Here is a 25,754-nt window from a genome sequence, read left to right as displayed (position 1 = left end):
AAGGAGTGTATAAAATGATAAAAATGGTTCGTATTGATGAACGATTGATTCATGGTCAAGTGGCGATGATCTGGACGAAACAATTAGGAGTCGATCGCATTATCGTAGTGAACGACAAGGCAGCAAATGATCCGATCATGACGTCAACTTTAAAAATGGCAGCACCTGACACAGCAAAAGCAATTATTTTGGATCAAGAAAAGGCTAAAACATTGTTAAATGATCCGCGTGCTGCAGCATTGAAAATTTTAGTAGTAGTTAATTCACCAAAAGATGCGTTGTTTTTAGTTGAAAATGTGAAGGGAATCCCCAAAGTGAACATCGGGAATTATGGAAAAGCAGATACCTCTGGAGGACCCAAAGAGAAATTAAATGATAACGTTTTCTTGAGCGAAGAAAATCGCTCCGATTTAAAGAAAATCATTGCTTTAGGAATTACGACAAAATACCAATTAGTTCCTGATCAACCTGTTATAGATATAAAAACGATTTTATAAAAGGGGGAGATAAGATGTTTAATGCACTTATGGTAGCGTTAGTTATGTATTTATCTAAGTTTCTTGATTGGGGCTATTTGAACATCCAAGTTCGGCCCATTATCCTAGGACCGTTAGTAGGATTGGTGTTGGGCGATTTAACTCAAGGAATTATTATTGGAGCGGCTATTGAAGCAGTATTCATGGGCACATTCTCAGTAGGTGGTTCCGTACCGTCCGATGTTGCTGCTGGAGCAGTAATGGGTACTGCATTTGGGATCTTAACAGGTAAAGGCGTGGCAACAGGGGTGGCGCTGGCCATACCTGTCGGTTTATTAACTACTTTACTTTTCAATTTAGTCGTATTATTTTTTAACTTTTTAGTTGATTATGAAGATCGAGCAATTGCAAATAAGCAAGACTATAAGTTTAATGGCGCACATTATTTCGCTATGTTCTTTTATCCAATCCCATTTGCAATCATGGCATTTTTTGCGATTTATGCAGGAGTCGCTCCCATTGAAGAATTTATGAACAATATGCCTGTACAGATCAATCAAATGCTGAATGTAATGGCTCAAATGTTACCGGCTTTAGGGATGGCGATCTTGACAAAATCTATGTGGGATAAAGAAATCATGCCGTTTTTCTTCATAGGGTTTGCATTAGCTGCTTATCTCGGATTAGATACTATGGCTATTGCAATTTTAGGCGCATCAGCAGCTATCTACTTCATTTTCACTGATTTCAAACGAAAGAAAGAGATGGCAGCGATGAAACGAACGAATACTGTTACACCTGTGACTTCTGACCCTAATATGACCAATGAAATGGAGGATTTCCTATCATGAGTAGACTTACTTTAACAAAAGAAGAGCGTAAAGATGTTAACCAAATATTCTGGCGACAACTAGCAGTTATGTGCGAATTGACATATGTTCGTCTACAAGGACCAGGCTTTGGATGGTCCTTGATGCCACTTTTGAAAAAAATATACAAAGATGATGAGGATGCCTATTATGAAGCGCTAGAGCGTAATGTACAATATTTTAATACAAACCCTGCTTTTGTTCCGTTCATCCAAGGAATTGTCTACAATATGGAAAAAGAAAATGCCAAACAACCTATGGATAACATCAATGAATCAGTAAACGGAATCAAAGTTGGCTTAATGGGTCCCTTGGCTGGACTTGGGGATTCATTTTTCACTGGAACAGTTCGAGTGATTGCTGCAGGGGTAGGTATGGGGTTAGCTCAACAAGGCAACATCTTAGGCCCGCTATTGTTCCTATTGATTTATCATATCCCATATTACTTTGTTCGCTATATGGGTGGTGTGATCGGATATAAACTTGGGGCAAACTATATTAGTGAAGCGCAAGAAAGTGGATTACTGAGTTCGATAACTAAAGGATGTAGCATGTTGGGTCTAATGATGATTGGTGCAATGACTTATTTGAATGTTCCGTTCAAAGTAGATGTAGTCGCTAAAATGGCGAAGCAGAAGTTTGTATTGCAAGATGTGTTGGATCAAATACTACCGGGGTTGTTACCATTAGGGTTAGTCTGGATCTGCATTTATCTACTGAAAAATAAAAAAGTGTCTGTTACAAAATTATTGATTGGGATCATTCTCGTGTCTTTTGTACTTGGTGGATTGGGAATAGCTGGTAAATAGAAATAGTTGTGATCCGATAGTAGCAAAAAATAGGTATAAACTAAGTTGAGTCAAGTCGCTTACTCAGAATGCCTTATAGATTTTTGGGGAGGAATTTAATCATGGTGATTACAGGTACTTATGCATCAGTAGTTTTGAGAAGACCTAATCATTATACAGCTGTTTTACCGAACAAACTAAATGCTGCAACTAAAGCAATATTTTTACTTCATGGTTTTGGTTTTGATGAACAATCTTGGTTGCACAATACTCCTTTAGTTCAGTATTCTGAAAAATATAATGTCGCATTCTTTTCACCTGATGCAGGAATTAGTTTTTATACAGACCATATAGATGGCCAAAATTATGGAGAAGCGATTGGAAAAGAGTTTTATGAAGAAATGCAGAGAGTGTTCAATTTAGATATGACTCGTGAAAACACAGCTATCGCTGGCTTTTCCATGGGAGGATACGGTTCAGTTTTACTAGGATTACGGTTTAGCCAATTTTATGGCTGGATCGGTGGATTCTCTCCAGCTTTTGTCTTTTATAAAAAAGAACGCAACGAAGCTCACTTCAACCACGTTTTTTCTAAGGGTGATTATGGAAGTGAAAACGATGTTTTGGTTCGATATCAGGAACTACTAGAAAGCGACAGCCCAATTCCTTCAATCATCTTTACTTGTGGAGTAGAAGATCCGTTATGTCAACAGACTGAAAACATTATTCAACAATTAAAAGAAATTGATCCAAAAGCAAGAATAGAATTTAAGACACAGTCAGGATTCCATGATTTTAGTTTATGGAAAAATGATTTGTCGATGTTTCTTGAAAAGTTTGCTAAGTAAGAGGATTACCCATTATTTCTGATATGTCCGATGAATCCCGACACATTCTGAAAGTAGCGGAGAGTTCTTGGTAGAGATCTGGTTGTAAGCAATAGAGCAAACTGGCTTAACTAATTTAGTGGTTTCTATAAAAAAAGCATATACAGAGTACTCTAAGAAAAGAGGCTGCTGTATATGCTTTTTTATTTAAAAAGAAATGGTGTCCATACGGATAGTTCTTTATTCAAATAAAAACGAAGAGGAAACAAAGCGGATTTTCTTGTTTATCTGAGGATTGTGAAAAAACACACTATTTTTGACAAGTGAATAGTGCTACAATAGTGTCGAACATATTGAGAGCTATCGATCATTCTGTCGAATGTCGTAAATAGGAGGGGTAATCATATGTCAAAGGACCAAGTACAAAGTGAACTGCTAAAGAATACACAGAATCTAGAAAAAATCAGTTTATCTGAAGCATTAACTACAGAATCCATTTCTGATGCTGTGTCAATCCGCAGGAATACAACAAGTCAATATCTAAATGAATTAGTGAAAAGTAATATCGCAATCAAGGTCAAAACAAGACCCGCGATTTTTTTTGAGCGAGCGACGTTTGCGGAAAAATTTTTTGTTCCTTCAAAACAAGTGTATGAAAACCTTGATCAGTTGATCCAAGATGGACAGCAAAACACTTCAGAAAGTGAAGCATCAGCATTCCAAGACCTCATCGGCGCTAAGTCTAGTTTACGTATGGCGATCGATCAGATCAAAGCTTCTGTCTATTATCCAGGAACAGGTCTTCCGATGATGTTTCATGGGGAAACTGGCGTAGGCAAAAGTATGTTGGCAGCAAAATCTTATGAGTATTGTGTCGAACAAGGAATCATTGGTGAGCATGCACCTTTCTTAGAATTGAACTGTGCACAGTATTATCATAACCAAGAGTTGTTAAGTAGTATTTTATTTGGCTACAAAAAAGGAGCATTCACAGGAGCTAATGAAGATTATGTAGGTCTACTTGAAGCCAGTAATGGCGGATTTTTGTTTTTAGATGAATGCCATCGCTTGTCCCCTGAAAGTCAGGAAAAACTGTTTACTTTTATGGATACGAACCATTTTTCTCGTATTGGTGAGAATAATAGATCCCGCGAGTCGAAAGTCCGCTTGATTTTTGCCACGACGGAAGATATCTCCAAAAGTTTTTTGAGAACGTTTACTAGAAGGGTGCCAGTAACGATCAATGTACCTTCCCTACAAGAACGGACGAGCCAAGAAATATCTGAATATATCTATACTTTTTTTATTCGTGAAAGTTCAAAACTAAATAAAAAACTTGTCATTTCTCCCTGGATCATGAACCGCTTGATATCCTTGAATTATCGGGATAACGTGGGCGAATTGAAAAATCTGATTAAGATCATTAGTGCGAGTGCGTACAGTAAACAAGTGCATAAGGACTACATCGAGATCAATTCAAGTGCATTAGAAAATAGTTTATTGTCTAAATTCCTGTCATTAAAAGAAATCGATAACACAGAGACCAAAGATGTGGTGATCACACCAGAAAGCCAAGTAACCGATTACATGCGAACGGAGAACGAAGATAGCCGGATGATCCGCAGTATTTTTAAAGTTTTCGAAGGAATCTTTCAGCAATATGGAGAACAAAAGGTGGAGGATGAGTACGTTGTAAAACAACTCTCGCGAGAAGCTAGTACGGTGATTGAAACGATCGTTTATGATGCTTCTGAAGAAGGGCATACCCTTAAATTACTGAAAAATAGTATCAAAGAACTAGTGAACTTTTTAGAATCCAATTATTTTGTGAATATTTCCGGCAATTTTATTGTTGCATTAACAAGCTACCTTTATAAACGAAATAATTTTTCAGCGGATCTGATCACACTCGATCCTAGCAGCTTGGTAAAAATCCACGATTTTGTCAGTGTGCATTTACCAACAGAGAAAAAAATTTTAAACGCTTTATTGGAATTAGTAGAATCTAAATTAGATGTATCGATCAATGAATCGGAAAAGGTTTTATTGGTCTTCTATTTGAAGGGGTTGGATTTGAAAATCCGTAAACCAGAAATTCGCAGTGTCATCTTGGCGCATGGTTTTTCAACTGCAAGTAGTATCGCCGATGTGGTGAACCATTTCATGGAAGAGCATCTTTTTGATTCATTTGATATGCCATTCAATGTCAACCTTGATAAAGTAGAAGACTACATGCATCACTACGTTAAAACAAATGATTGCAGTAAGGGATTAGTTGTACTAGCGGATATGGGGTCGTTGATGATTTTAACAGATAAATTGAAAGATGAACTAACGGGTCCATTGTTGATGATCAATAACGTGACTACGCAACAAGCGTTATTTGTGGCAGAAATGATCAAAAAAGAAACGGATCTAGAAATCATCGGTGAGAAGCTATGCGACAGTATGCATACAGATTATCGAGTGATTTATCCAAAAATAAGAAAGAAACCGTTGATCATCACAGTCTGTCATACAGGACTTGGAGCCGCGCAACAATTAAAAGAATTCATGGACAGTAGTTTACCCAAAGAGTTGGGGTATTCGGTCGAGGCGGTCGACTATCATTACTTAAAAAAATATGGCAAAGACAATTCATTGTTCAAGCAGTATGAAGTCCAAGGCATCATTGGCACAGCAGATCCTGAAATCGCTGAGGTCAGTTTTGTTTCTTTAGAAGACTTGATTACTGGACAAGGCGATAAATCTGTCGACAATCTTTTCAGAGGTATTGAAGATGAAGAAACACGAAAAATAATCAATAATAATCTGATCCGAAACTTATCGATCGAACGACTATTGTCAGCAATCACGATTTTAGACGTCAAACGGGTCATCACTTACATTGAAGAGTCGATCAATGAAATCGAACGTAGATTGAAATTAGAGTTGATCAATAGTAAAAAAGCCATTCTTTACGTTCATATAGCGAGTTTAGTAGAGCGATTGATCCGTAATCATGAAGTAGTAGAATATAAGGGAACACCTGATACTGGAAGGAACCAAACGTTAAAAATCATCGCCGATTCTTTAGAAACACTGGAGAATGCGTATGCTATCAAAATCAGTGACTATGAGTTGAATTATCTTTATGATATCATTTTTGATATTTGACGATAAGAAACAGGATGTCTGGGACCCTTGGATTTTAAGCCGTGATTTGCAAAAAGAGCCATTCAGGATTTGGGGAAAGATTTCGCTTGTTTGCTCAAAGAATACAGCTATCGAATAATCAAAATGAGAAGAGGTTGGGACAGAAGTGTTTCTTACTTTTGTCCTACTCTTTTTTTGTATCTTCAGCAGATATTGTGTAAACAGACACAATGTGGCACGATAATTGCTTATGTAATTATGGGGAGGTGGAAAAATGGACTTAGTCGCAATTGATTTGGATGGGACGTTATTGAACAGTGCCCATCAAATATCACCTAATAATCAAGAAATAGTGAGACAGTTAGCATCTGAAAAAGTAACTGTCGTCATTGCAACTGGCAGATCTGTCGTTTCGGTTAAGGAAATCGTTGCGGAATTAGGGGTTCCTGCTTATGTGTTGGCTTTGAATGGAACATTCATCGCAAAGATCCACCAAGGCGAACTAAAGATTTTAAGAAAGTCAGTCTTGGATAATGCTATTTTGGAAGAAGCGTTGAAACTGGCAGTGGAACAAGGTATCACTTTTATTGCAAGTAACGAATTTGGCAGCGATCGTGTGCTGTTCAATACAGAAAAAGAAGTCGTGCAAGAATTTATGATGGAGCGTCCAGATTTACGAAATCTTACAGAAGATGACATGTTGCGTGCGATTCAAGATAGTACGACAGAATATCTGAAAGTTGCTTTTACTGACACGAGTGTCGAAAAACTCAAAAACTTACAAAAAATTTTGGTCGACCAAGGAATCTCAACTGTTTTTTCTGATACACATTATATTGAAATCGTTCCACAGGGGATCAATAAAGGTGCTAGTTTAGAATATCTATGCAAACAACTCATGATTCCTTTAGAAAAAACCGTTGCTATTGGTGACCAAGAAAATGACATTGAAATGTTAACTGTGAGTGGCATAGGCGTAGCGATGGGAAATGCAAAAGCACACGTAAAAGCGGTTGCTGATCTGCAAACCAGCACCAATGATCAAGACGGTGTAGCCACTATTTTACAGAAATTACAAAAAAGATAGCGTTTTCGACACAAGTTGGCACACTTGTTGCTAATGTAAAAGTGATTAATATTTTAAAGGAGGAATCATCAAATGATTTCAATGGTACGTATCGATGACCGTTTAGTACATGGGCAAGTTGCTGTTAAATGGTCAAAACAATTAAGTGTTAGCCGGATCGTGGTAGTAAGTGATAGTATTGCTCAAAATGAAATCCAAGTAAGTGCATTAAAAATGGCAGCTCCTGCAGGTGTAAAGGTAGTTGTGTTAGGAATAGAGAAGGCGGCTAGTATCATTAACGATCCTCGTTCGGAAGGAATGAAGATCTTAGTAGTTACAAATGATCCTGCAAATGTTGAAAAATTATTACCGCTATTGAATCAAAAAGAACTATTTTTGAATATGGCGAACTATGGACGAATTGGCGGAGCTTTATCTGACAAAGAAAAGATTACTGAAACAGTTTATTTATCACCTGAAGATAAAGCAGTAGTAGAAAGAATCTTTGATATGGGTTATGACTTCAAATATCAACCATTACCTGATGATACTCCACAATCACTAAAACAATTGATCGGGGGATAATAAAAATGATTGTACAAGCATTGATCGTAGGTTTAGTTGTTGCAGTTGCAAAATTTCTTGACTGGTGGGGTTCGACTCAGTTAGCACGGCCAATCTTTATTGTAGCTTTATTAGGTTTTTTACTAGGTCATCCAACGGAAGGAATCATCATTGGGGCACAGTTAGAACTTATTTTCTTAGGAAATGTTAGTTTAGGTGGCGTAATGCCTTCTGACATCACTTTAGGTTCTATTTTTGGTGCAGCTTTTGCCATGTTGACGAATTCTGATTTAACTGTGGCGATTACGTTGGCAGTGCCGATTTCTATGTTAGGTACATTATTGTACTCTTTCATGAAAATGGTCATTACTTCATTGGTTCCACGATTTGAAAAACATATCAAAGATAAAAATTATCGCAAGTTTGCCCGCTTATGGCACATGCAATTCTGGGGTTTTGAACTAGCATACTTCTTACTTGGTTTCATTGTTATTTTGGTTGGTGCAGATGCTGTCAAAGCGTTTGTTGAATGGTTACCTGCATGGGTACAATCTTCGATGACTGTTGCGTCAACGATGTTACCAGCAATTGGTTTAGCTTTACTGTTAAAAATGTTATGGCAAAAATCATTAGCACCTTATTATTTTCTAGGATTTGCATTAGGCGCGTTCTTCTTCTATCAAAAAGCTACTGAGGTCAGCAAAGGAGTGATTACTTCTGCTCCTTCAAATATCTTGAGTTTGGTCCAAATCGCCTTTATCGGTTTTATCATTGCTGCTTTAGTGGTAATGGCTGAATTGAAGAGTAACAAGCAGGCAAAGGCAAAAACAACGAGTGCCGTTGCTAGTACGGATGATGAAGATGAGGAGGATTTCTTCAATGACTAAAAATGAGATGTTTAAATTATCTAAAGATGAACGAAAATTAGTATCAAAAATGTTTTGGCGTAATCAATATTTGATGTTTTGTACAAGTTATACCAAACAGCAAGGGATCACTTATGGTTGGTTGATGGCTCCTTTTTTACAAAAAATATACGGTAAAGATACAGATGATTTTTATGCTGCTATGGGACGTCATCTAGACTTCTTCAATACAGCACCAGCAATGAATGGTTTCATCGGTGCATTGAATGTTTCGATGGAAGAAGATAACAAAGCCATGAAAGATAAGGGTCAATTCTTTGATCCAACATCCATTTCTGCGTTGAAAACAGCGTTAATGGGACCGTTGGCAGGTATCGGTGATGCGATCTATCTTTCTGTATTACGTGTCATCGCTACAGGGGTTGCGTTAGGCTTAAGTGAAAAAGGCAGCATTTTAGGACCTATTTTGTTCTTATTGATTGTTAATATTCCTAACATGTTGATCCGTTGGTTTACAACTGTTATCGGATATAAAGCAGGTGGTCAGTTCATCTCTGATGCACTAAAATCTGGCACTTTCTCAGCGATTACAAAAGGGGCAGCTGTACTAGGGTTGATTATGACAGGTGCGATGACAGCACAATTTGTTACCTTCAAAACGACCTTTGAAGCGAAACTATCAGGAACAACATTCAATTTACAAAATGTGTTCGATTCCATTATGCCAGGATTGTTGCCGTTAGCAATTACGATGATTTGTTTTGCTTACTTACGAAAACACAACAAACCTGTAACTGCATTGGTTGTCATGTTCTTAGTGGCAGTCGTAATGACTGTTTTAGGCATAGCAGGATAATATTAAGAGGTGAAAGAAGAGTGTGGCAAATCGTTGTCATACTCTTTTTTTGTTTAAACGGAGTTGCTTCTGCTCCCACCGTTTGTTCGTTTTTAAAGAATGAGACAAAAGTGTTTCTTACTTTTGTCCCGCACTCTTCTTCAAAAAAATAACTCTCATTTTGAAAAAAACTCTTTTTTTCCTTTGATATCTAGCATTAGTTTATTGTTTTAGCAAAGAGTGGATAGTACCCAATCAAAATTTATTTGCATGTTATGTGTCTTTCGCACGCTTTTTTCTATAAAAGAAGAAAGAGACGAATGAATAAAAAGTCAGGTAAAAAATTTGTGTCGAAGCAATGGCTCATTTAGGTTAGTGACTTCTACAAAAAATATTGATCATACATCCGACACATCTTGGCACAAATATTGCTTATATAAATATGAAATGAATGTAAGAAAGAGGTCTAAAATGAAAAAAGCATATTTTTTAATTTCTCATAATGAATTTGCATACGGATTAAAAAAAGCAGTTGAGATGATTGTTGGTAAACAAGAGAATCTGACCGCATATGGCTTGATGCCAGGGGATCATCCAGATAATATTGTGGCAAAAATCGAAGAACAGATCACAGAGGATATGGAAGTTGTCATTTTGGGAGATATTGCAGGTGGTTCAGTTTGCAATTCTGCCTTAGTCTTAACGACTCGTCCAAACGTTGTTCTAGTTAGTGGTACTAATCTGCCTTTAGCTATGGAAATCATCGTGACACAAACGACAGACAAGGAAGCGATTGAAGCAATCATCGCAAACGTTCGCGAAGGAATGAAAACGCTAAAAGTACAGCCGATGATGGGGGAAGATTGCGATGATTTTTTCTAAATCAAGTGCAAGAGAAGAACTATCTCATTGGATGATGGATCTATTGCCCCAGAGTAACGATTACTTAGCACAAAGTGGAGGCTCTTATCCAGAAAATATCCGTTATTTGGAATCATTGCTACGTCCATTATGGGGATTGGTTCCAGCATATAGCAACAATTTTTCTGGATTGTTACAAGTAAAGGAATTCCAAGAACTACTAAAAATGATCCATGAACGCACTTTGCCGAATATAACGACAGAAAATCGACAGATTGCTGTAGAGCTGGGTGTAATCGGTTATGCAGTTGGAACATTCGGTACAGAGTTCTTAGATTTGCTTTCTGAGGAAGAGCAAACGTACTTTGTCCAATGGTTGAATCAAATCAATCAGATAGAGTTTCCAGCTGGGAATTGGTATTTTTTCTTAGTATTAGTGAACGCTGCTTTAAAAAAAGTTGGTTTGACGTATTCAGAACAACGGTTGGCTTTTGCTCTAGATGGGATAGAAGGATTCTATTTGGGCGATGGCTGGTACTCGGATGGTAAGAATCAACAACGAGATTATTATATCTCTTTTGCCTTTCATTTTTATGGTTTACTGTATAGCCGTTTTGGTGAAACCGCAACGGCCCAGAAGTTCCAACAACGGGCAATCACTTTTTCCAACGATTTCTTGTATTGGTTTGATTCTGCTGGACGGTCGATCCCTTATGGTCGTAGTTTGACTTATCGTTTTGCCCATGTAAGTTTTTGGGCAGCGATGGTTGTTACAGATACTTGGAAAGAAACGAATCTATCTTTAGGTGAGATCAAGGGATTGATTCTGCGGAACTTGCGCTTTTGGAAGAACCAACCGATCACTGCACCCAAAGAACACAACTTAACGATTGGTTATGGTTATAGTAATTTGTTGATGTCTGAAGATTATAATGCTCCAGGTTCACCAATGTGGGCATTCAAAGCTTTTATCGTTTTAGAATTATCCGAGGATGCCGCCTTTTGGCAGAGTACCGAAGAAGACATGCCGAATCGACAAAAGATAAGTGTTCAGGACCATGCCGGATTCCATATCCAAGCTTCGTCTAATGAAATCGTTGCATTGAGTTCTCGTCAGTTTGGCACGAACGAGTTGCTTTATCATAGTCGTGAAAAATATAGTAAGTTTGCTTATTCTTCTTCATTTGGATTCAATATCACTCGAGATGTCCAAGAACTAGATAATTTTGCCATAGATTCTACTTTAGCATTTTCTATTCCTGGGACGAATCAGTGGCAGACACGCGGAGTGATTGAAAAAACAAAAATGTATGAAACGTATGGTGTCAGTTGTTGGCAGTTGTGGGGACAGATAAAAATCATCACATATCTCATTCCTCTAGAAGATAACGGCCATATCCGCATCCATCAAATCAATAATCAGTTACCAGTCATCGCAGTTGAAGGTGGATTTCCTTTACATGATTGGAATAGAAAATATCAAACACCTGTAGTTACAAGAGATACGGTTTTATTGACAAATCACGAAGGTTACTCAAGGATACAGGATCTGTTTGGCAATCGTGAAGGCGCTGTCGTAACACAAGGACCAAATAGTAATATTTATTCCAGTGAAAAAAATGCGATTCCTGTATTGAAAACCAATATCTTACCCGAAGGAGAGCATGTTTTTGCAACGTATGTTAGTGGCAGTTTGTCCGAAGCGCTAGAGGAAAAAAATTACAGTATCAGTGAATCCGCAGATCATTACAAAATACAGCAAAATGATTCAATTGAACGAGTAAAAATTACTAAGGAGAGATTTTAATGTTCAACGAAAAAACACAACAATGGGCTGAAGAAGTTTTCAACAAAATCGATCATAAACTGACAATCGAAGCAGAACGATTAGGGGATAAGATCCCTTATATTCCCAATGAAGAGACGGGATTGTACGAAGACTGGGCCAAAACAGATCCAGTCTGGTGGTGTAATGGTTTTTGGTCTGGCATGATGTGGCAGATGTACCATGCAACTGAAAAAGAAATCTACAAAACAACTGCCGAATCGAATGAAAAGCGACTAGATGAAGCATTTGATATCTATACAGGTTTGCATCATGATGTTGGTTTCATGTGGTTGCATACTGCAGTAGCAAATTTCCGCTTAACAGGAAATGAACGCTCTAAAGCGCGTGGCTTACATGCTGCACATTTGTTAGCTGGGCGCTATAATCCTCGGGGAAAATTTATCCGTTCATGGAATCGAGACCGTTCTGGATGGGTCATTGTCGATTCGATGTTGAATATCCCATTGCTACACTGGGCAAAAGATACGATTGGTGATCCTCGATTTGGTTTTGTTGCCGAAGATCATGCAGACAAAGTGATGAATAACATTGTTCGTGCAGATGGATCGGTTAACCATATAGGCGTTTTTGATCCGTATACAGGAGAATTAGTCGAAACACCAGGAGGGCAAGGATACGCTTCAGGATCATCTTGGTCACGAGGACAATCTTGGGCAATCTATGGGTTTGCTTTAAGTTACGTCCACACAGGAAAACAAGAATATTTAGAAACAGCCAAAAAAGTAGCCCATTATTTTATTTCTGAGGTATCAAAAACAGGTTGGATCCCTCTAGTTGATTTTAGAGCACCTAAAGAGCCAGTAATGTGGGACACTTCTGCTGGGATGTGTGCAGCATGTGGATTCTTAGAGATTGCCAAACATGTAGGAGAATATGAAAAGCAATTATATATCGATGCTGCAGTCAATATCTTAAAAGCAACAGAAGAAAAATATGCAATCTGGGATGAAGACAAAGATGGCTTGATCGATTATTCAACAGGTTCTTACCATGAAGAAAAATGGACCGAAGTCCCAATCATCTATGCAGACTATTATTTTGTCGAAGCGATTTTACGTCTATTAGACAAAGACTTTTTGATCTGGTAATCATGAGAAAAATGCGGGATAGGTCCTGACTTTTTTTCCGCATTCACGAATAAATGGTGGTTGCAGAAGCTAGTTAGATGCTTCTGCTTCAACCTTCTCTAAAGTATAGAACCAACCTGTTAGAAAAATTAGTCGAGATCCTCAAAAAATTGAAGAAGTCTTCATAAATTTTCTCTTGTTTTTTGAACCTCTTCTATTTAAGACATTTTTTTAAAATCGAACAATAAAAATCGGGAGGAAACACGATGCTGACATTGAGTTTATACGATGTACATGGCGCGCTTGTGGATAGCCGTCAGCATGCAGAAGAAACGTATTTGGTTTATAAATCGAGAAACTATGAACCAGGAGAAAAGATCGTTTTAGAAACGACAACAGTTCCTCAATATTTATGGGTCCAAGTAGACGAAGCATTGGCACCAAGTTTGATTTATTTAAAAGAAAAGCGTTGGGAATTTCCTGTTATAACAGATCCTGAATTACGTCGAGCTTATTCGCCTAAAATCTTTAGTGGAGAGCGGCATTACATTCGTGTATGGCAACCACAAGAATATGAAGTACGTGCTTACCGTAATTTGGCACTCAATCCTCATGACCAAAAGGATGACAGTGGGGCGTATCCTCATGCGTATGCCAATGTTGAGACGCGAAACGACTCGACATTTTTTGCTCGTAATGCGATCGATGGGATGATAGCAAATGAAAGTCATGGCTCTTTTCCATATCAATCTTGGGGAATCAATCAACAAGCAGATGCGGAGATCACTGTCGACTTTGGACGAGAGATATGGACAGATAAAGTTGCGCTCGTTTTACGGGGAGATTACCCTCACGACAGTTACTGGACCCAAATAACTATGGTCTTTTCTGATGGTGAAGAACGAATCCTTCATACAACGAATAAATTGGATCGACAATACTTCACGTTTCCGCAGAAAAAGACAACCTCTATCACATTGAAAAATTTAGTGAAACACGAAGATGAAGCACCATTTCCGGCGTTAACTGAATTGGAGGTTTATGGGTCAGATGAACAATAAGAATGGAGAAATGTGGTATACCCAAGACGGAGAAAGAATCCAAGCGCATGGAGGAATGATCCTAAACTATCAAGATAGATTTTATTGGTATGGTGAGAATAAGGAAGGTCCTAATGTCTCATCTTCTATAGGAGGTCGAAAGGTCGATTTTATTGGTATATCTTGCTATTCTTCAGGTAACCTGCAGGACTGGCAATATCAGGGCTTAGTTTTAAAAGCAAGTACTAATCCAACAGATCTACTATTTAAAGATAAAATCGTTGAGAGACCGAAAGTTGTTTATAACAAGAACACTCATAAGTTTGTGATGTGGTTTCACTATGATCATGATGATTATCTTTATGCCGCTTGTGGTATTGCCACGTCTGATTCGCCACTAGGACCATTTTTATTAGAAAAGATAATCAAACCCAATCGAAAAGATTCTCGAGATATGGCATTATTCAAAGATAGCGAGGATATTTATTTGATCCATAGTTCCGATTTGAATAAAACAATGTATATTTCTCAATTAACGGAAGACTATTTAGATTGTACGGGACTCTATACAAAAATAATGGAAGACCAAGAAAGAGAAGCCCCAGCGATTTTTAGTCAAAACGGCTATTATTTTATGTTAACCTCAGGAACAACTGGATGGGAACCAAACGCTGCACTGTATTCTCGATCAACCCATCTTTTTTCTCCGCACAAATTGATCGATAATCCTTGTGAAGGATCTGGATATCGTAAAACTTTTCATGCTCAAATCAATTATATTTTTGAATTTGAAAATAAGTTCTATCTGATGCTAGATCATTGGAAGCCAGATGATTTAAAAGAGTCTGGTTATAGTATTCTACCCATTGAAATCTTTGGCGAAAAAAAACGTGACTTACGAGTAGTTTGGACAGATGAACCTTTTGGAGGGAATAGATGATGACAAAAGTAATGAATCCGATTTTGCGTGGCTTTCATCCTGACGCAACAGTCGTACAGGTAGGAAAAGACTATTACCTGGCAACTTCAACATTTGAATGGATGCCTGGAGTAGAGATCTACCATTCCCGTGATTTAGTAAATTGGGAGTGGGTAGCTTGTCCACTACAAACATCTGATGATGCTGATCTTATTGGGAATTATAATTCTGGGAGTATCTGGGCGCCCCATATCAGTTATGCCAATGGCAAGTTCTGGTTATTGATTACAGACGTAAAGACAGGGACTGAATTTAAAGATACACTTAATTACGTGATGTCTGCTGATGATATCAGAGGAAAATGGAGTAAGCCGATTTTTGTTACAGCTAGTGGATTTGATCCAGCGTTCTTCCATGATGAGGACGGCAAACACTATATCATGAGTATGCTTTTTGATCATCGGTTAGAAAAACCGCGATTTGATGGGTTAGTGATCCAAGAATATGACATCGATCAAATGAAGTTAGTAGGGGAACGAAAACATTTCTTTTATGGAACCGATCTTGGTGTATGTGAGGGACCACAACTTCTAAAAAAAGAAGGTTGGTACTATCTTTTATGCGCAGCTGGTGGAACAGGGTATTCCCATGCGGCTACGGTCTGCCGTTCAAGAAATGTGATGGGTCCGTATGAATTATCACCATATCACCCATTTATAACAACGAAACCAGACCCGACGAATCCTTTGCAGAAAAGTGGTCACGCGTCATTTGTTCATGTTTCAGAAGACGAATGGTATGTCGTTCATATTTGCGCTCGACCATTGACTGAACGTGGCAATTGTACGTTAGGTCGTGAAACGGCGTTACAAAAAATTGAATGGATCGATGGCTGGCCTCGTCTGTGCAATGGAACGATGTTTCCAGACTTAGAAGTAGAGATGCCAAGTATCGCGGCAGGCATAAAACAGAAAAAAGATTTTTCTACGTATACTGATTTTGATGAAACTGTATTGCCTAACTATTTTAAAAGCTTACGGCAACCAATTAAAGGACACCCAATGATTTCATTGACAGAGCGACCTGGTTGGCTGCGATTATATGGAGAACAAAGTCTCAGCAGTCTGCATAAACAAACATTAGTTGCTCGACGTTGGCAGCATTTTTCATTCCAAGTAGAAACTGTACTAGAATTCAATCCGAAGACTTTCCAGCAAATGGCCGGTTTAGTTTTATTCTATGATACAGACAATTGGCACTATCTGCACCTTTCTTATGATGAAAGCACGAAGGAAAAGTATATTCAATTGGAAATCAACCAAGTAAATAGTATGACCTATGCATCGGAACGAATGGTTATTGAATCCAACCAGCCAGTTAAACTAAAAGTCGAAGTAGAACGAGAAAAAGCGCGATTTTTCTATGCAGTGGGAGACAACGAATTAAAAGCAATAGGTGAAGAAACAGCTGCAGATCATTTGAGTGATGATTACATCAAAGCAAATGGGAAGTTAGCCTTTACTGGTGCGATGGTGGGAGTGTGTACGCAAGATATGGATGATCACAGTAGTTTTGCTGATTTCGACTATTTTGATTATCAGGAGGTCCATGAATAGAGTGGTAGGTTAAGGCTATTTTATATAGCTTGGCTGTCATGTCTTGCAGAATGAAATACGATTTTTTCTGAAGACCCAGCAAAGTTCTTGCTCAAATCCTGTATATAACAATGATAGATAAAAAAGGAGTATACGATGGACAGAAAAGAAAACAATATCTTTTTGGTATCGGATTATGGAGTAAAAGCCAATGATCCTAAAGACCAAACGCTAGGTATCCAAAAGTGTATCGATGCTTGTAGTAAAGCAGGCGGTGGAGTAATCGTAATTACAACGGGGATCTACTTGATCAGCTCTATTCGGTTATATTCGAACATTACGTTGAAACTTGAGTCAGGTGCTATCCTATTAGGAAGCAAAAATTATAAAGAGTACGAAAATTTCAATGTGCCAACAACCATAAAGTATTTGTACGATGACAAATATGTAAAAAAATGGAACCTACCAGACTATTATTTTTATGCAATGATCACCGCTTTTGAAGAGGAAAACATCAAGATCATTGGCGAACCAGGATCGATCATCAATGGACAAGATACTTTTGATCCAAATGGAGAAGAAAAATTTCGTGGTCCAATGGGGATCATCATGTCTCAAATCAAAAATTTAACATTAGAAGGCTATGTTTTTGAAAATAGTGCAAATTGGAGCCATACGTTGGATGGTTGCGAAAATGTCACAATCAAAAATTTAGCTATTAAAGCTGGACATGACGGCTTTAATTTTCATCATTCGAAAAAAATACGAGTATCCGATTGCCATTTAGAGACAGGGGATGATTGTTTTGCAGGATATGATGTCAATGATCTATTAGTTGAACATTGCTTCTTGAATACAGCATGTAATGGCGCGCGTATTGGAGGAAGCAAGATTGTCTTTAAAGATTGCACTTTCCAAGGTCCTGGACACTATCCTCATCTTTCTGAGGATACGTATTACACGCATGCAATCTTTAAGTATTACGCCCTAGACTCAGATCCTACTAAAGAAAACAGCAAGGGAATAAAGCTGATCGATTGCGTGATAGATAATGCAGATAAGTTGATTACTTATGACAACGGAAAAGAGCAATTATTGCAAAACGATGTGCCACTAAATGATTTTACCTTGGAAAAAGTAAAGATTACAGGAATTAGACATACTTCATTGTTCAAAGGAAATAGTGAAAATGGAACATTACATTTAAAAGATGTCATTATTGACAGTGAGATGGATGAACCATTTTTGATTATTGATGCAAGTATTACGTTGAAGTTAGAAAATGTCGATTTTATTAAACCTGTGACGATCATACAAGAAGGGATGAGTAAGATTGAATTGACTGGTAAAGTCACTTCAACAAACTTGATTGCAGAAAAGTAAGCAAGCTATGCCAATGTTCGCTGGATGCACATTCTATTGTTAGCTGCATATTTTTCATGCATCTCGAATAAACCCGAAATAAGATCCGACCTTTTCGCTACAAACATCAAGGCCGGATCTTTTGTTTTAATATGGGTTACCTGAAGGATCAGTTTCTGTAACGGTTCCTTGGGGTGAAACACGATAAAAGCCTAGCGTACCCGAACCACCTTGTTGCCGAATAGAAATACTCGTTGCTTTAAAGAGATAATCAGATTCAATCATTTTAAAAAAAGCAAAACTGATATCAGGATCTTTGAGTTCTGGTTTACTTGTATAAAGCATCTGTAAAGCTTGCTCTTGATCTGGTGTGAAAACAGGTGGAATATTATCTGTGGGATTCGTCGTTACTGTTGATTCAGCGCTATCTTGAAGGGCAACGCTTGAATCAATAGTTCCTTGTGTTTCAGAATTTTCGGCACTAGAAATACTTTCTTTGATCTTCGTGTCAGAAGTTTCTTCAACAGACGTAGTTTCATTTGTAGTGCTAGTTGTAGAGCTGTTGGCGGATGCTTCACTTTTAGAAGTGGATGTACCACAGGATGCAAGTAACAAAAGCGAACCTAACAAACCAAGAAAAAGAATTTTTTTCATTCTCCATACTTCCTTTCAGTTGCAATAAGTTAATCATAAACAAAACGAAGAAATGTTAGTTTTTGTGCAGGGTTTCATGCGAACATTTTCATTAATTAGAGTTACTTCAGGATCGATTTTCTTCTATTCATGATATTCTGTTGCGCATATTTTTACGAGAGAATACAGTATAAGTATGATCGGGTGATTGAATCTTGTCTAGTATCAGTAAGATTTTAGCATGTTTTTATAGTTGAATGAACGATTTGATTTCTTCAAATAATGAAGAACGTAATTCTCGAGTCCTTTTATAAAAAGATCTATACAAGTGGGAGGTAGGATATGAAAAGAATTTTTTTGGGAATAGGCATATTACTAGTTATTGTATTTAGTGTAAACTATTGGCTCCCTAGAATTACTTTAGTAAGAAACCATGAAGCAACCTATTTATTTCCACCTTCAAATAAAAAGTTTGTTTCGGATGTATTTTATCTAATTGAAAAAAGAGGAATTAGTGAATTATCGACAAAAAAGGAAAATAGAATGATTCAACAAGAAATGAAAAAACTAGACGCTAAAACCTATGATTCTTATCAAAAAATGATGCCTGATTTAACAAATTCTCTACAGAAGATAACCGGGAAGCATACACAGATTTATTTTTATGAAAATGAAGAAGATAAATATGCTAAATTTGTTAGTTATCCGATAACAAGTATAGACAAAAATGGCATTGCAACCATTGTATTACCAAGCTTTTCTGGAACGAAAGATGAAGGAAAAACGTATGTTTCAACGGTGAACCAATTTATCGAAACAAACAAAAATACAATTAAAGGAGTAATCATTGATTTAACAAGAAATAATGGTGGAGATTCAAACGTGCTACTTGCAAGTGTTTCGCAGCTTTTACCCAATGGAAACTTACTCACTTTTAAGGGGAAACATGATTCATTCACTTTAAACTTATCTAATACAGAGATAAAAACAGGAAACTATTCTTATCAGATTAAAAATTATCCTAAATTGAATGTACCTGTTGCAGTGATGGGGAGTAACGTAACGAGTAGTTCTGCCGAGATACTGTTATTAGCGATCACTACTACTGTGAAAGAGAGCATATTTATAGGAAGGGATACTGGTGGGTATGTAAGCGGTAGAGAAGGATACAAACTATATGGAAATGTTTATCTAGGATTGCCTACAGAAGCGATCCAGACAAATGATAAAATTGTTCACAAAATCGATTCACCGATTTCACCAGATATACAAACAGATGCGCCACTTGATACAGCAAAAGAATGGTTTTCTAAATTTACGCTCTCCACTAATAAGTAAATAGAGCGAAAAATGGTAGAAGTTGAAAGACTATTTTTTTGTTTTAAGAACCGTTAAAAATAGGATGGTCCGAAAAAGTTGTCACTCTCATTACTTTCTCGAACCATTCGTTATGCTTATTAAGTAAATAATGTATTTCTGAATTTTTTTGATAGAGGAAAAAAGAGCATACACGCAAGTAAAAGAAATTGGATAAGACAGATGAGACTTAAATAGACAGTACGGTAAGTGAATAGCAAATAAAGGTGAACGAAGAACTCGAAAAGATTAGCAAGTGTAAGGTACCAGTAGTATCTTTTTTTAACGCGACAGTTATAGATACAGTAGAAACTAAATTTATAATCCAAGAAAACAAATAACAGCAAAAATCCTTTAGATAGCATAGTGATCGTGTCGTGTTGGTAAGATAGACGATGGATAAGCAATAAGAGAGTGGGTAAAGGAATATAAAGAGTCAATAACAAAACAAAAAAATAAACAATAAACGGCATTTTTCCCCCCCTTTTGAAGAATTTATTTTATTGGATTCATTAGTACCGAACCATTAATTAATAGTAACAAATAACCGACATAAGATTGATAAAATCTAATAATGGTTGGTATAAAGAATTTTTATAGAATCTATTGTTATTGACTACTTCCATGTAATGAAAAACAGAATGTGGGATAAATCTAAAAATCAGTTTTGCTATAGACTCTCGAATAAACGGCGGGAGCAGAAGTAACTCCTTCGGAAATAAGCCGAAATTCACAAAAATTTGAAAAGCAATTTTCGTTCATTTCTTCTTATTTCTCGGAGTTAAACACTTCTGTCCCAGCCTCTCTCCAATAAACGGTGTCCAAAAGTCAGGTTTTTCGGAAATTAAAAAAAACGAGCAATACAAAAAGCGTATTGTTCGTTTTTTTCTCCAATTTCTCAAATCTAAACGACTTTTGTCTCGACCTCTGTTTATGGTTGAGATGAATGTTTCACTAGCAAAAAAAGCGGAGGTGCTCAATTGTTGATCACTAAGACATCGATAAGCTGTTTGACATCTTCAGGATTTCCTACAGGTACGGGAATGACTGCAACGGAATCTAGGATGTTCTGTGTTTGCGTTCTTGCATATTCTGGATCTTGTGCCATTTGTGGGTCTTGCCAATGAGACGGCACATTGTATCTGGTGATCGTACCATTATGATTGCTAGAGTACACGACTAAACTTTGATAGCCATACTCACCACTAAGTATGATCGTTTCAGTTGGATAAGTAACACTTCCTTGGTCATAAGGATCGATTGGCGTACCAGCAGGTTGCTTCGTTACGTGTAATTTAAATCCTGGATCTGTCAACCATTCTTTATATTGCGTCCCCATAGTGGCTAACCAGACTCTAGCGTATTCGATCTGTAAATCAGAATAGCCGGCTAAAATGTCAGTTGCAGCAACTGACGATTGGATGGCTGACTCAGTTGTTGCTTCAGCAGAATTTGTTGTCGTTGTCGATTGAATATCAGATGTGTTACTTTCTTTTTGGGTGCTACTTGTTACTTGTTTTGTAGATGATGTGTTACTATCAGTCGAACTAGTCTCAACCGATGAAGTACTCTCATTGGTTGCCTTTTTTGAACTCGTTGTGTCAGTAGGATCGTTTTGACTACATCCAGAAATCAAAAAGATGATTGGAAGTAGCAAGAGGATCGATTTTTTCATTTAAAGGTCTCCTTTTTTTATATACTCCATTATAAAATAATTTGAGCGACAAAAACAGCATGGAGACGAACAACTTCATAAAAAGAGGTTGGGGCAGAAGTGTTTCTTGATTCTGCTCCCACCGTTTATTCGTTTATAAAGAATGAGACAAAAGTGCTTCTTACTTTTGTCCCACGCTGACTGTATTAGAAAGACTGTCTAACTTTGCTTGGAAAAGCAATCAATTGTTGAATGATCCAAACTGATTCTTACCTTCCCGAATGAAGGTTCATTTTCAAATAGTCTATAACCTTTTTGAGTCATATTTGTATTTTGTGAAGTAAAACACAAACGGTAATAGGAAAATTCCTGAACTAGTATTTATCCTCTATGGCAGCCAGGACAGCAGAAGTAACAACCATCATATTTTACGGTCGGATCTGAGGATTTTGCAGCGAGAATCGCTTGGGTGCAATCTGTGAATCTTCCTATCGATAATTGATTTTTTTCATCTGGTAAACGGAAACAAGACGCTTCGTGAATTTCGTGGTAACCTTTATCATCAAGATTTTTATTCGCAATATAAAGTGGCATATTCTTACACTCCCTTAATTTTTTATCAGTGTTATTTATCTGATGATTTAATTATACAACTTGTCTTTATTTAATCAAGCTTTTATTTGTATTTGAGAGTTTATATTTAAAATATATTTGTTTTTGAATAGGGTTACAAATAATGCTGAGGATAGTATTTATCAATGAACATCTTTCGGATCGTTCAATATAAGAAAACGCTCGATAATGTTCGCCGAATCACTCAGAGAGTTCTGCAATTTAACAGATCAAGAACGAAATGATCTTGCAATTAGACAAATGACGAATGATCTTGCGAATAAAAATAATATATTTTTGACAAACGTTTTAGATTATGGTTTTATTTAAGTAGAAAGTAGAGGTGAATGAAATGGATAATGACCAGAGGGACTCTAAGCTTGCTAAGGATCGAACCTTTGTAACTTGGGGAATCATTCCGATTGTTGGCTTTTTTGGACTTTTAGTGTCGTTGATGATTTTCATTTAATTGAATCTTTAAGTAATTCGCTGCTACTTTATAGTTTATCTTTTAGCTATATATGTTTGGATAAATATTTTAGTTGATGATTTTTTTCATTTTTAGATGTTAAAAAAGATTCGGCAGAGCTTATAAGAACTAAAAGAAATGAGTGTCGGAGTATGAAAACCTGAAAAAATCAGCAGGATTTTTACTTTGCTAACTTTTTAAGGACGGTCGTCTATTGCAAAGCGTGGACTTCCTGTTACAACTTTTTTCGGATATCGTAGGTGAGATGAAGTGATCGTTACTTTGTCTCATCTTTTTTTGAACGTATAGTTACATGATCAAAACTATCAGAAGAAAGTGTCTAGAAATACAATAAAAATGAAACGTGAAGAAAACCTGAGATTCTGACAAATCCTATGAAGGGATAGAAATCAGGTTTTCTGTATCAAAAAAATGGTTCTTCTCTAGTTTTAAGTAAAGATCGATCATGATGATTGAGTTTTTTGTGGGTCAACTAGCCAAGTAGTTATGCCGACGATTGCTACTACGACTAGATAGGAATACCAGCTGATGATATTCAAAAGTAAAAGGATCGATCCAATCAAAATACATAGTAGAAGCATTCCTACATATATAATGTGTTTCATCTGTTTCCTCCTATTTAAGTAATTGGATAATGGTTTGTGTGTCCACTGTAACACCAATTATACCTTAAAGAGAAGATGGATAATAGATTTTCAAAATGGATAATAGAAGAGAAGTGTCAAAAAAAGCATTAGAAAATCAAAAGGATGATGACATATTGAGTGAGATCGAGACAAAAGTCGCTTATTCGTTTTTAAAGAATGAGACAAAAGTGTTTCTTACTTTTGTCCCACAGTCGTTCGCTCTTATGCTTTATTTTTTTTTAATAATAAAAAAAGCGAAAATCACGTATAGGATAAGCGAAATAACCAACCCTTTAAGATAGTAGTCAAATAATTGTATCGGTTGTTCGTAAGAATATTCAATGATTTTAATCATAAAATAAATTGCTGGAAAAGCAGATAGGAACATCAACGTGTCGTATTTGTTCCATTTGGTAAACAGCAGCAAGAAAAGAATAATACTAATAAAAGGAACCCAAAATAATAACTTGCTTAAAGTAATCATACTATCTCCCTCTTATAGCCCCCACATAAGCTAAATGATAGCATGTTCTTGTAAATGGGAAAAGAGATTTGGGTTTCTTGGAATAATTCTCAGTTCTGGGATAGCGAAAGGTTTTTGGGACAAGAGAGAAAAATCTAAAAGAGTTACCGATATTAAAAAAATAAGTTCGCAACGCCTAAATTGTGGACGTCATTTTATCATTGTGAGATAATGAACATGTAAAAAATTTAGGACATCTCCCCAAAACGATCTCCAAAGAGTCGAATGTCCTAAATTTTTTTGCATAAATAAGCGAGACATTCACATGTAGACTAAACGAAAGTCTTAGCCATCTCTTTTTAATCGATATGTAGAGCTGAAGAATAAAAATGGATAAAACGTAATGATTTAAAAAATGACCGTTGTTATAGATGGAAGAAAATAAAAATGGAAACAAAAAAGCACCTACTTTCAGTTAAAAGTAGATGCTTTTACAGTGAACTAGAACTGCAATCGTTCATTGAGTTTTTCACTCCTATGCGGATTTTTTCAATTCTTGGACAGCTTGTTCGATCGTAACACCTGTAGCCACACGATTTTCATCTTTTTTATCAAATACGATAAATAGATTCAATTGTGTATCCAATGTTACGCGATATTGTAATTCTTTGTTATAGAATGTCATAATTCATTCTCCTTTCTTTGTTTCATACGAAAGGCAACTACACGTTGATAACGAAATTCCACTTTTAAATATAACACAAACAACGAATAATTGCTACTTAAATATTTATTAACAAAACGAGAAGGCAGTAATTGCAACGATAAAATGAGAAAAAATATAGCTTATTTTGAAAAAAATGTATTGGGGGCAAAGAACAAAATCCTGTGGAGTGTAGGGGAAAGAGATAAACAATAGTGTAAGTCTCAATAAAATGAGCATGATCGTGAAATGGCAATGATTTAACTGGAGTTTGAATCTTCATTTAGTTGATTGATCAATGAGTCCAAGTTAGAAGACGAGTCTCAAAAAATAATAGTTGAAATAAAGCACATAGATTACTTAATGATCGGGATACTGTTTTATTAGTGAGACAATTCAGATTTATTAAAAACCTCTATTGAACGTTGGACTGATTTATTGAGTAAGAAGTGAAACCACATTTTATTCCCCGACTATTGGAGGATCCATGCGCTTAAAAAAGAAATAGCTAAAGATGCGATCGTTATTCTTGTGTTTCGATTTGAACCATGGTATATTATATAAGTAATCTATTTTGAAACGTAATTCGAGCTACTATTTTAGTTTAAGACTCCTTTTGCCTATCAATAATTTATTGCATCAATCAACGTATTTTGATACGTATCAGGAGGAAATATACATGAATAACGGTACAGTAAAATGGTTTAATGCAGATAAAGGTTTTGGTTTCATCACAGCTGAAGACGGAAATGATGTTTTTGCACATTTCTCAGCTATCCAAGGTGACGGATTCAAAACATTAGACGAAGGTCAAGCAGTGACTTTTGATATTGAAGACGGTCAACGTGGCCCTCAAGCAGTTAACATCGTTAAAGCTTAATCAGTGAATGAACAAAAGGCCTCTCTTAAATGAGAGGTCTTTTTTTGTGCAACCGTCCATTTATTAGTGAGCTTTTTTGTTTTGTATAGTACAAGAAGTCGAATTGTTTTGAAATAGTAAATTTTTTATTAAGTATTTATTGGCGGATTTTATAATGAACTTAGCCATTTAAAATAAAAAAAACGCCACGTGAATTCCATGTTATATTGAAGTTACCA

24 protein-coding genes and 1 pseudogene are annotated in these 25,754 nt (G+C 36.6%); 18 read left to right on the top strand and 7 right to left on the bottom strand.

Annotated features, from left to right (window positions below; genetic code table 11):
• The first annotated feature begins 14 nt into the window (after positions 1-14).
• From FGQ66_RS04590 to FGQ66_RS04515, 16 genes are all read left to right on the top strand, one after another.
• On the top strand, positions 15-497 hold the full coding sequence (locus FGQ66_RS04590) for a PTS sugar transporter subunit IIB (RefSeq protein WP_138301840.1): 483 nt from the start codon (positions 15-17) through the stop codon (positions 495-497).
• 14 nt (positions 498-511) lie between these two features.
• Positions 512-1,327, top strand: coding sequence for a PTS mannose/fructose/sorbose/N-acetylgalactosamine transporter subunit IIC (locus FGQ66_RS04585; RefSeq protein ID WP_138301838.1), 816 nt, complete (start codon positions 512-514; stop codon positions 1,325-1,327).
• Entirely contained in the window at positions 1,324-2,154 is an 831-nt protein-coding gene (locus tag FGQ66_RS04580; protein WP_113845666.1) for a PTS system mannose/fructose/sorbose family transporter subunit IID, read from the top strand. The genes FGQ66_RS04585 and FGQ66_RS04580 overlap by 4 nt, the downstream gene beginning before the upstream one ends.
• A gap of 101 nt (positions 2,155-2,255) precedes the next feature.
• A complete protein-coding gene (locus FGQ66_RS04575) occupies positions 2,256-2,981 on the top strand; it encodes an alpha/beta hydrolase (protein ID WP_171024564.1) in 726 nt (241 codons plus the stop codon).
• 384 nt (positions 2,982-3,365) lie between these two features.
• Positions 3,366-6,116: a sigma 54-interacting transcriptional regulator gene (locus tag FGQ66_RS04570; RefSeq protein WP_138301834.1), complete on the top strand. Its 2,751-nt coding sequence runs from the start codon at positions 3,366-3,368 to the stop codon at positions 6,114-6,116.
• Between the two features lie 253 nt (positions 6,117-6,369).
• On the top strand, positions 6,370-7,182 hold the full coding sequence (locus FGQ66_RS04565) for an HAD family hydrolase (protein ID WP_138301832.1): 813 nt from the start codon (positions 6,370-6,372) through the stop codon (positions 7,180-7,182).
• Positions 7,183-7,254: 72 nt separating this feature from the next.
• Positions 7,255-7,746, top strand: a complete 492-nt coding sequence (locus tag FGQ66_RS04560) for a PTS sugar transporter subunit IIB (RefSeq protein WP_113845662.1) — start codon at positions 7,255-7,257, stop codon at positions 7,744-7,746.
• A gap of 5 nt (positions 7,747-7,751) precedes the next feature.
• Positions 7,752-8,612: a PTS mannose/fructose/sorbose/N-acetylgalactosamine transporter subunit IIC gene (locus FGQ66_RS04555; protein ID WP_138301830.1), complete on the top strand. Its 861-nt coding sequence runs from the start codon at positions 7,752-7,754 to the stop codon at positions 8,610-8,612.
• Complete coding sequence (locus FGQ66_RS04550; protein ID WP_113845660.1) at positions 8,605-9,447, top strand: PTS system mannose/fructose/sorbose family transporter subunit IID; 843 nt, start codon at positions 8,605-8,607, stop codon at positions 9,445-9,447. Before FGQ66_RS04555 ends, FGQ66_RS04550 begins: the two co-directional genes overlap by 8 nt.
• 450 nt (positions 9,448-9,897) lie before the next feature.
• Positions 9,898-10,308, top strand: coding sequence for a PTS sugar transporter subunit IIA (locus FGQ66_RS04545; protein WP_113845659.1), 411 nt, complete (start codon positions 9,898-9,900; stop codon positions 10,306-10,308).
• Positions 10,295-12,094 (top strand): DUF2264 domain-containing protein, encoded by a 1,800-nt coding sequence (locus FGQ66_RS04540; RefSeq protein ID WP_138301828.1) that lies wholly within the window; start codon positions 10,295-10,297, stop codon positions 12,092-12,094. The genes FGQ66_RS04545 and FGQ66_RS04540 overlap by 14 nt, the downstream gene beginning before the upstream one ends.
• A complete protein-coding gene (locus FGQ66_RS04535) occupies positions 12,094-13,224 on the top strand; it encodes a glycoside hydrolase family 88 protein (protein WP_138301826.1) in 1,131 nt (376 codons plus the stop codon). Before FGQ66_RS04540 ends, FGQ66_RS04535 begins: the two co-directional genes overlap by 1 nt.
• A 245-nt stretch (positions 13,225-13,469) precedes the next feature.
• On the top strand, positions 13,470-14,264 hold the full coding sequence (locus FGQ66_RS04530) for a hypothetical protein (RefSeq protein WP_138301824.1): 795 nt from the start codon (positions 13,470-13,472) through the stop codon (positions 14,262-14,264).
• Positions 14,254-15,183, top strand: a complete 930-nt coding sequence (locus FGQ66_RS04525; RefSeq protein WP_138301822.1) for a glycoside hydrolase family 43 protein — start codon at positions 14,254-14,256, stop codon at positions 15,181-15,183. Before FGQ66_RS04530 ends, FGQ66_RS04525 begins: the two co-directional genes overlap by 11 nt.
• Entirely contained in the window at positions 15,180-16,778 is a 1,599-nt protein-coding gene (locus tag FGQ66_RS04520) for a glycoside hydrolase family 43 protein (protein WP_230315246.1), read from the top strand. Before FGQ66_RS04525 ends, FGQ66_RS04520 begins: the two co-directional genes overlap by 4 nt.
• A gap of 135 nt (positions 16,779-16,913) precedes the next feature.
• Positions 16,914-18,140 carry a glycoside hydrolase family 28 protein gene (locus tag FGQ66_RS04515; RefSeq protein WP_138301820.1) on the top strand — a complete coding sequence of 409 codons (1,227 nt, stop codon included), beginning with the start codon at positions 16,914-16,916 and terminating at the stop codon, positions 18,138-18,140.
• Positions 18,141-18,266: 126 nt separating this feature from the next.
• Here the strand turns inward: FGQ66_RS04515 and FGQ66_RS04510 are convergent, their stop codons facing one another.
• Positions 18,267-18,773 (bottom strand): hypothetical protein, encoded by a 507-nt coding sequence (locus FGQ66_RS04510; RefSeq protein WP_138301818.1) that lies wholly within the window; start codon positions 18,771-18,773, stop codon positions 18,267-18,269.
• A gap of 321 nt (positions 18,774-19,094) precedes the next feature.
• Between FGQ66_RS04510 and FGQ66_RS04505 the strand changes: the two genes are divergently transcribed.
• The gene (locus FGQ66_RS04505) at positions 19,095-20,090 is read left to right on the top strand and encodes a S41 family peptidase (RefSeq protein WP_138301816.1); all 996 of its coding nucleotides are present in this window, start codon (positions 19,095-19,097) and stop codon (positions 20,088-20,090) included.
• Positions 20,091-20,788: 698 nt separating this feature from the next.
• Here the strand turns inward: FGQ66_RS04505 and FGQ66_RS15785 are convergent.
• From FGQ66_RS15785 to FGQ66_RS15110, 6 genes and pseudogenes are all read right to left on the bottom strand, one after another.
• Positions 20,789-20,920, bottom strand: a pseudogene (locus FGQ66_RS15785) (DUF3788 family protein); the annotation flags it as partial.
• A gap of 164 nt (positions 20,921-21,084) precedes the next feature.
• Positions 21,085-21,783, bottom strand: a complete 699-nt coding sequence (locus FGQ66_RS04490; protein ID WP_138301812.1) for a YdeJ family lipoprotein — start codon at positions 21,781-21,783, stop codon at positions 21,085-21,087.
• 360 nt (positions 21,784-22,143) lie between these two features.
• Complete coding sequence (locus FGQ66_RS04485; RefSeq protein WP_138301810.1) at positions 22,144-22,356, bottom strand: hypothetical protein; 213 nt, start codon at positions 22,354-22,356, stop codon at positions 22,144-22,146.
• Positions 22,357-23,307: 951 nt separating this feature from the next.
• Entirely contained in the window at positions 23,308-23,469 is a 162-nt protein-coding gene (locus tag FGQ66_RS15115) for a hypothetical protein (protein ID WP_171024563.1), read from the bottom strand.
• Between the two features lie 250 nt (positions 23,470-23,719).
• A complete protein-coding gene (locus FGQ66_RS04480; protein ID WP_138301808.1) occupies positions 23,720-23,974 on the bottom strand; it encodes a hypothetical protein in 255 nt (84 codons plus the stop codon).
• A 514-nt stretch (positions 23,975-24,488) separates the two neighbouring features.
• Positions 24,489-24,638 carry a hypothetical protein gene (locus FGQ66_RS15110; protein WP_005878128.1) on the bottom strand — a complete coding sequence of 50 codons (150 nt, stop codon included), beginning with the start codon at positions 24,636-24,638 and terminating at the stop codon, positions 24,489-24,491.
• A gap of 697 nt (positions 24,639-25,335) precedes the next feature.
• Between FGQ66_RS15110 and FGQ66_RS04475 the strand changes: the two genes are divergently transcribed.
• Positions 25,336-25,536: a cold-shock protein gene (locus FGQ66_RS04475; RefSeq protein WP_005878127.1), complete on the top strand. Its 201-nt coding sequence runs from the start codon at positions 25,336-25,338 to the stop codon at positions 25,534-25,536.
• Positions 25,537-25,754: the final 218 nt, after the last annotated feature.

This window comes from Enterococcus sp. BSD2780061688st2 D3 (assembly GCF_005844145.1).
Classification (GTDB): domain Bacteria; phylum Bacillota; class Bacilli; order Lactobacillales; family Enterococcaceae; genus Enterococcus_B; species Enterococcus_B durans.
Note: the sequence above shows the minus strand (reverse complement) of the source record. Positions and strands in the feature narration are given on the sequence as shown.

What these genes read in the sequence shown, in the direction of transcription:
- FGQ66_RS04590 (WP_138301840.1), top strand. Translation starts at nt 15, where the DNA reads ATGATAAAAATGGTTCGTATTGATGAACGATTGATTCATGGTCAAGTG.
- FGQ66_RS04585 (WP_138301838.1), top strand. Translation starts at nt 512, where the DNA reads ATGTTTAATGCACTTATGGTAGCGTTAGTTATGTATTTATCTAAGTTT.
- FGQ66_RS04580 (WP_113845666.1), top strand. Translation starts at nt 1,324, where the DNA reads ATGAGTAGACTTACTTTAACAAAAGAAGAGCGTAAAGATGTTAACCAA.
- FGQ66_RS04575 (WP_171024564.1), top strand. Translation starts at nt 2,256, where the DNA reads ATGGTGATTACAGGTACTTATGCATCAGTAGTTTTGAGAAGACCTAAT.
- FGQ66_RS04570 (WP_138301834.1), top strand. Translation starts at nt 3,366, where the DNA reads ATGTCAAAGGACCAAGTACAAAGTGAACTGCTAAAGAATACACAGAAT.
- FGQ66_RS04565 (WP_138301832.1), top strand. Translation starts at nt 6,370, where the DNA reads ATGGACTTAGTCGCAATTGATTTGGATGGGACGTTATTGAACAGTGCC.
- FGQ66_RS04560 (WP_113845662.1), top strand. Translation starts at nt 7,255, where the DNA reads ATGATTTCAATGGTACGTATCGATGACCGTTTAGTACATGGGCAAGTT.
- FGQ66_RS04555 (WP_138301830.1), top strand. Translation starts at nt 7,752, where the DNA reads ATGATTGTACAAGCATTGATCGTAGGTTTAGTTGTTGCAGTTGCAAAA.
- FGQ66_RS04550 (WP_113845660.1), top strand. Translation starts at nt 8,605, where the DNA reads ATGACTAAAAATGAGATGTTTAAATTATCTAAAGATGAACGAAAATTA.
- FGQ66_RS04545 (WP_113845659.1), top strand. Translation starts at nt 9,898, where the DNA reads ATGAAAAAAGCATATTTTTTAATTTCTCATAATGAATTTGCATACGGA.
- FGQ66_RS04540 (WP_138301828.1), top strand. Translation starts at nt 10,295, where the DNA reads ATGATTTTTTCTAAATCAAGTGCAAGAGAAGAACTATCTCATTGGATG.
- FGQ66_RS04535 (WP_138301826.1), top strand. Translation starts at nt 12,094, where the DNA reads ATGTTCAACGAAAAAACACAACAATGGGCTGAAGAAGTTTTCAACAAA.
- FGQ66_RS04530 (WP_138301824.1), top strand. Translation starts at nt 13,470, where the DNA reads ATGCTGACATTGAGTTTATACGATGTACATGGCGCGCTTGTGGATAGC.
- FGQ66_RS04525 (WP_138301822.1), top strand. Translation starts at nt 14,254, where the DNA reads ATGAACAATAAGAATGGAGAAATGTGGTATACCCAAGACGGAGAAAGA.
- FGQ66_RS04520 (WP_230315246.1), top strand. Translation starts at nt 15,180, where the DNA reads ATGATGACAAAAGTAATGAATCCGATTTTGCGTGGCTTTCATCCTGAC.
- FGQ66_RS04515 (WP_138301820.1), top strand. Translation starts at nt 16,914, where the DNA reads ATGGACAGAAAAGAAAACAATATCTTTTTGGTATCGGATTATGGAGTA.
- FGQ66_RS04510 (WP_138301818.1), bottom strand. Translation starts at nt 18,773, where the DNA reads ATGAAAAAAATTCTTTTTCTTGGTTTGTTAGGTTCGCTTTTGTTACTT.
- FGQ66_RS04505 (WP_138301816.1), top strand. Translation starts at nt 19,095, where the DNA reads ATGAAAAGAATTTTTTTGGGAATAGGCATATTACTAGTTATTGTATTT.
- FGQ66_RS04490 (WP_138301812.1), bottom strand. Translation starts at nt 21,783, where the DNA reads ATGAAAAAATCGATCCTCTTGCTACTTCCAATCATCTTTTTGATTTCT.
- FGQ66_RS04485 (WP_138301810.1), bottom strand. Translation starts at nt 22,356, where the DNA reads ATGCCACTTTATATTGCGAATAAAAATCTTGATGATAAAGGTTACCAC.
- FGQ66_RS15115 (WP_171024563.1), bottom strand. Translation starts at nt 23,469, where the DNA reads ATGAAACACATTATATATGTAGGAATGCTTCTACTATGTATTTTGATT.
- FGQ66_RS04480 (WP_138301808.1), bottom strand. Translation starts at nt 23,974, where the DNA reads ATGATTACTTTAAGCAAGTTATTATTTTGGGTTCCTTTTATTAGTATT.
- FGQ66_RS15110 (WP_005878128.1), bottom strand. Translation starts at nt 24,638, where the DNA reads ATGACATTCTATAACAAAGAATTACAATATCGCGTAACATTGGATACA.
- FGQ66_RS04475 (WP_005878127.1), top strand. Translation starts at nt 25,336, where the DNA reads ATGAATAACGGTACAGTAAAATGGTTTAATGCAGATAAAGGTTTTGGT.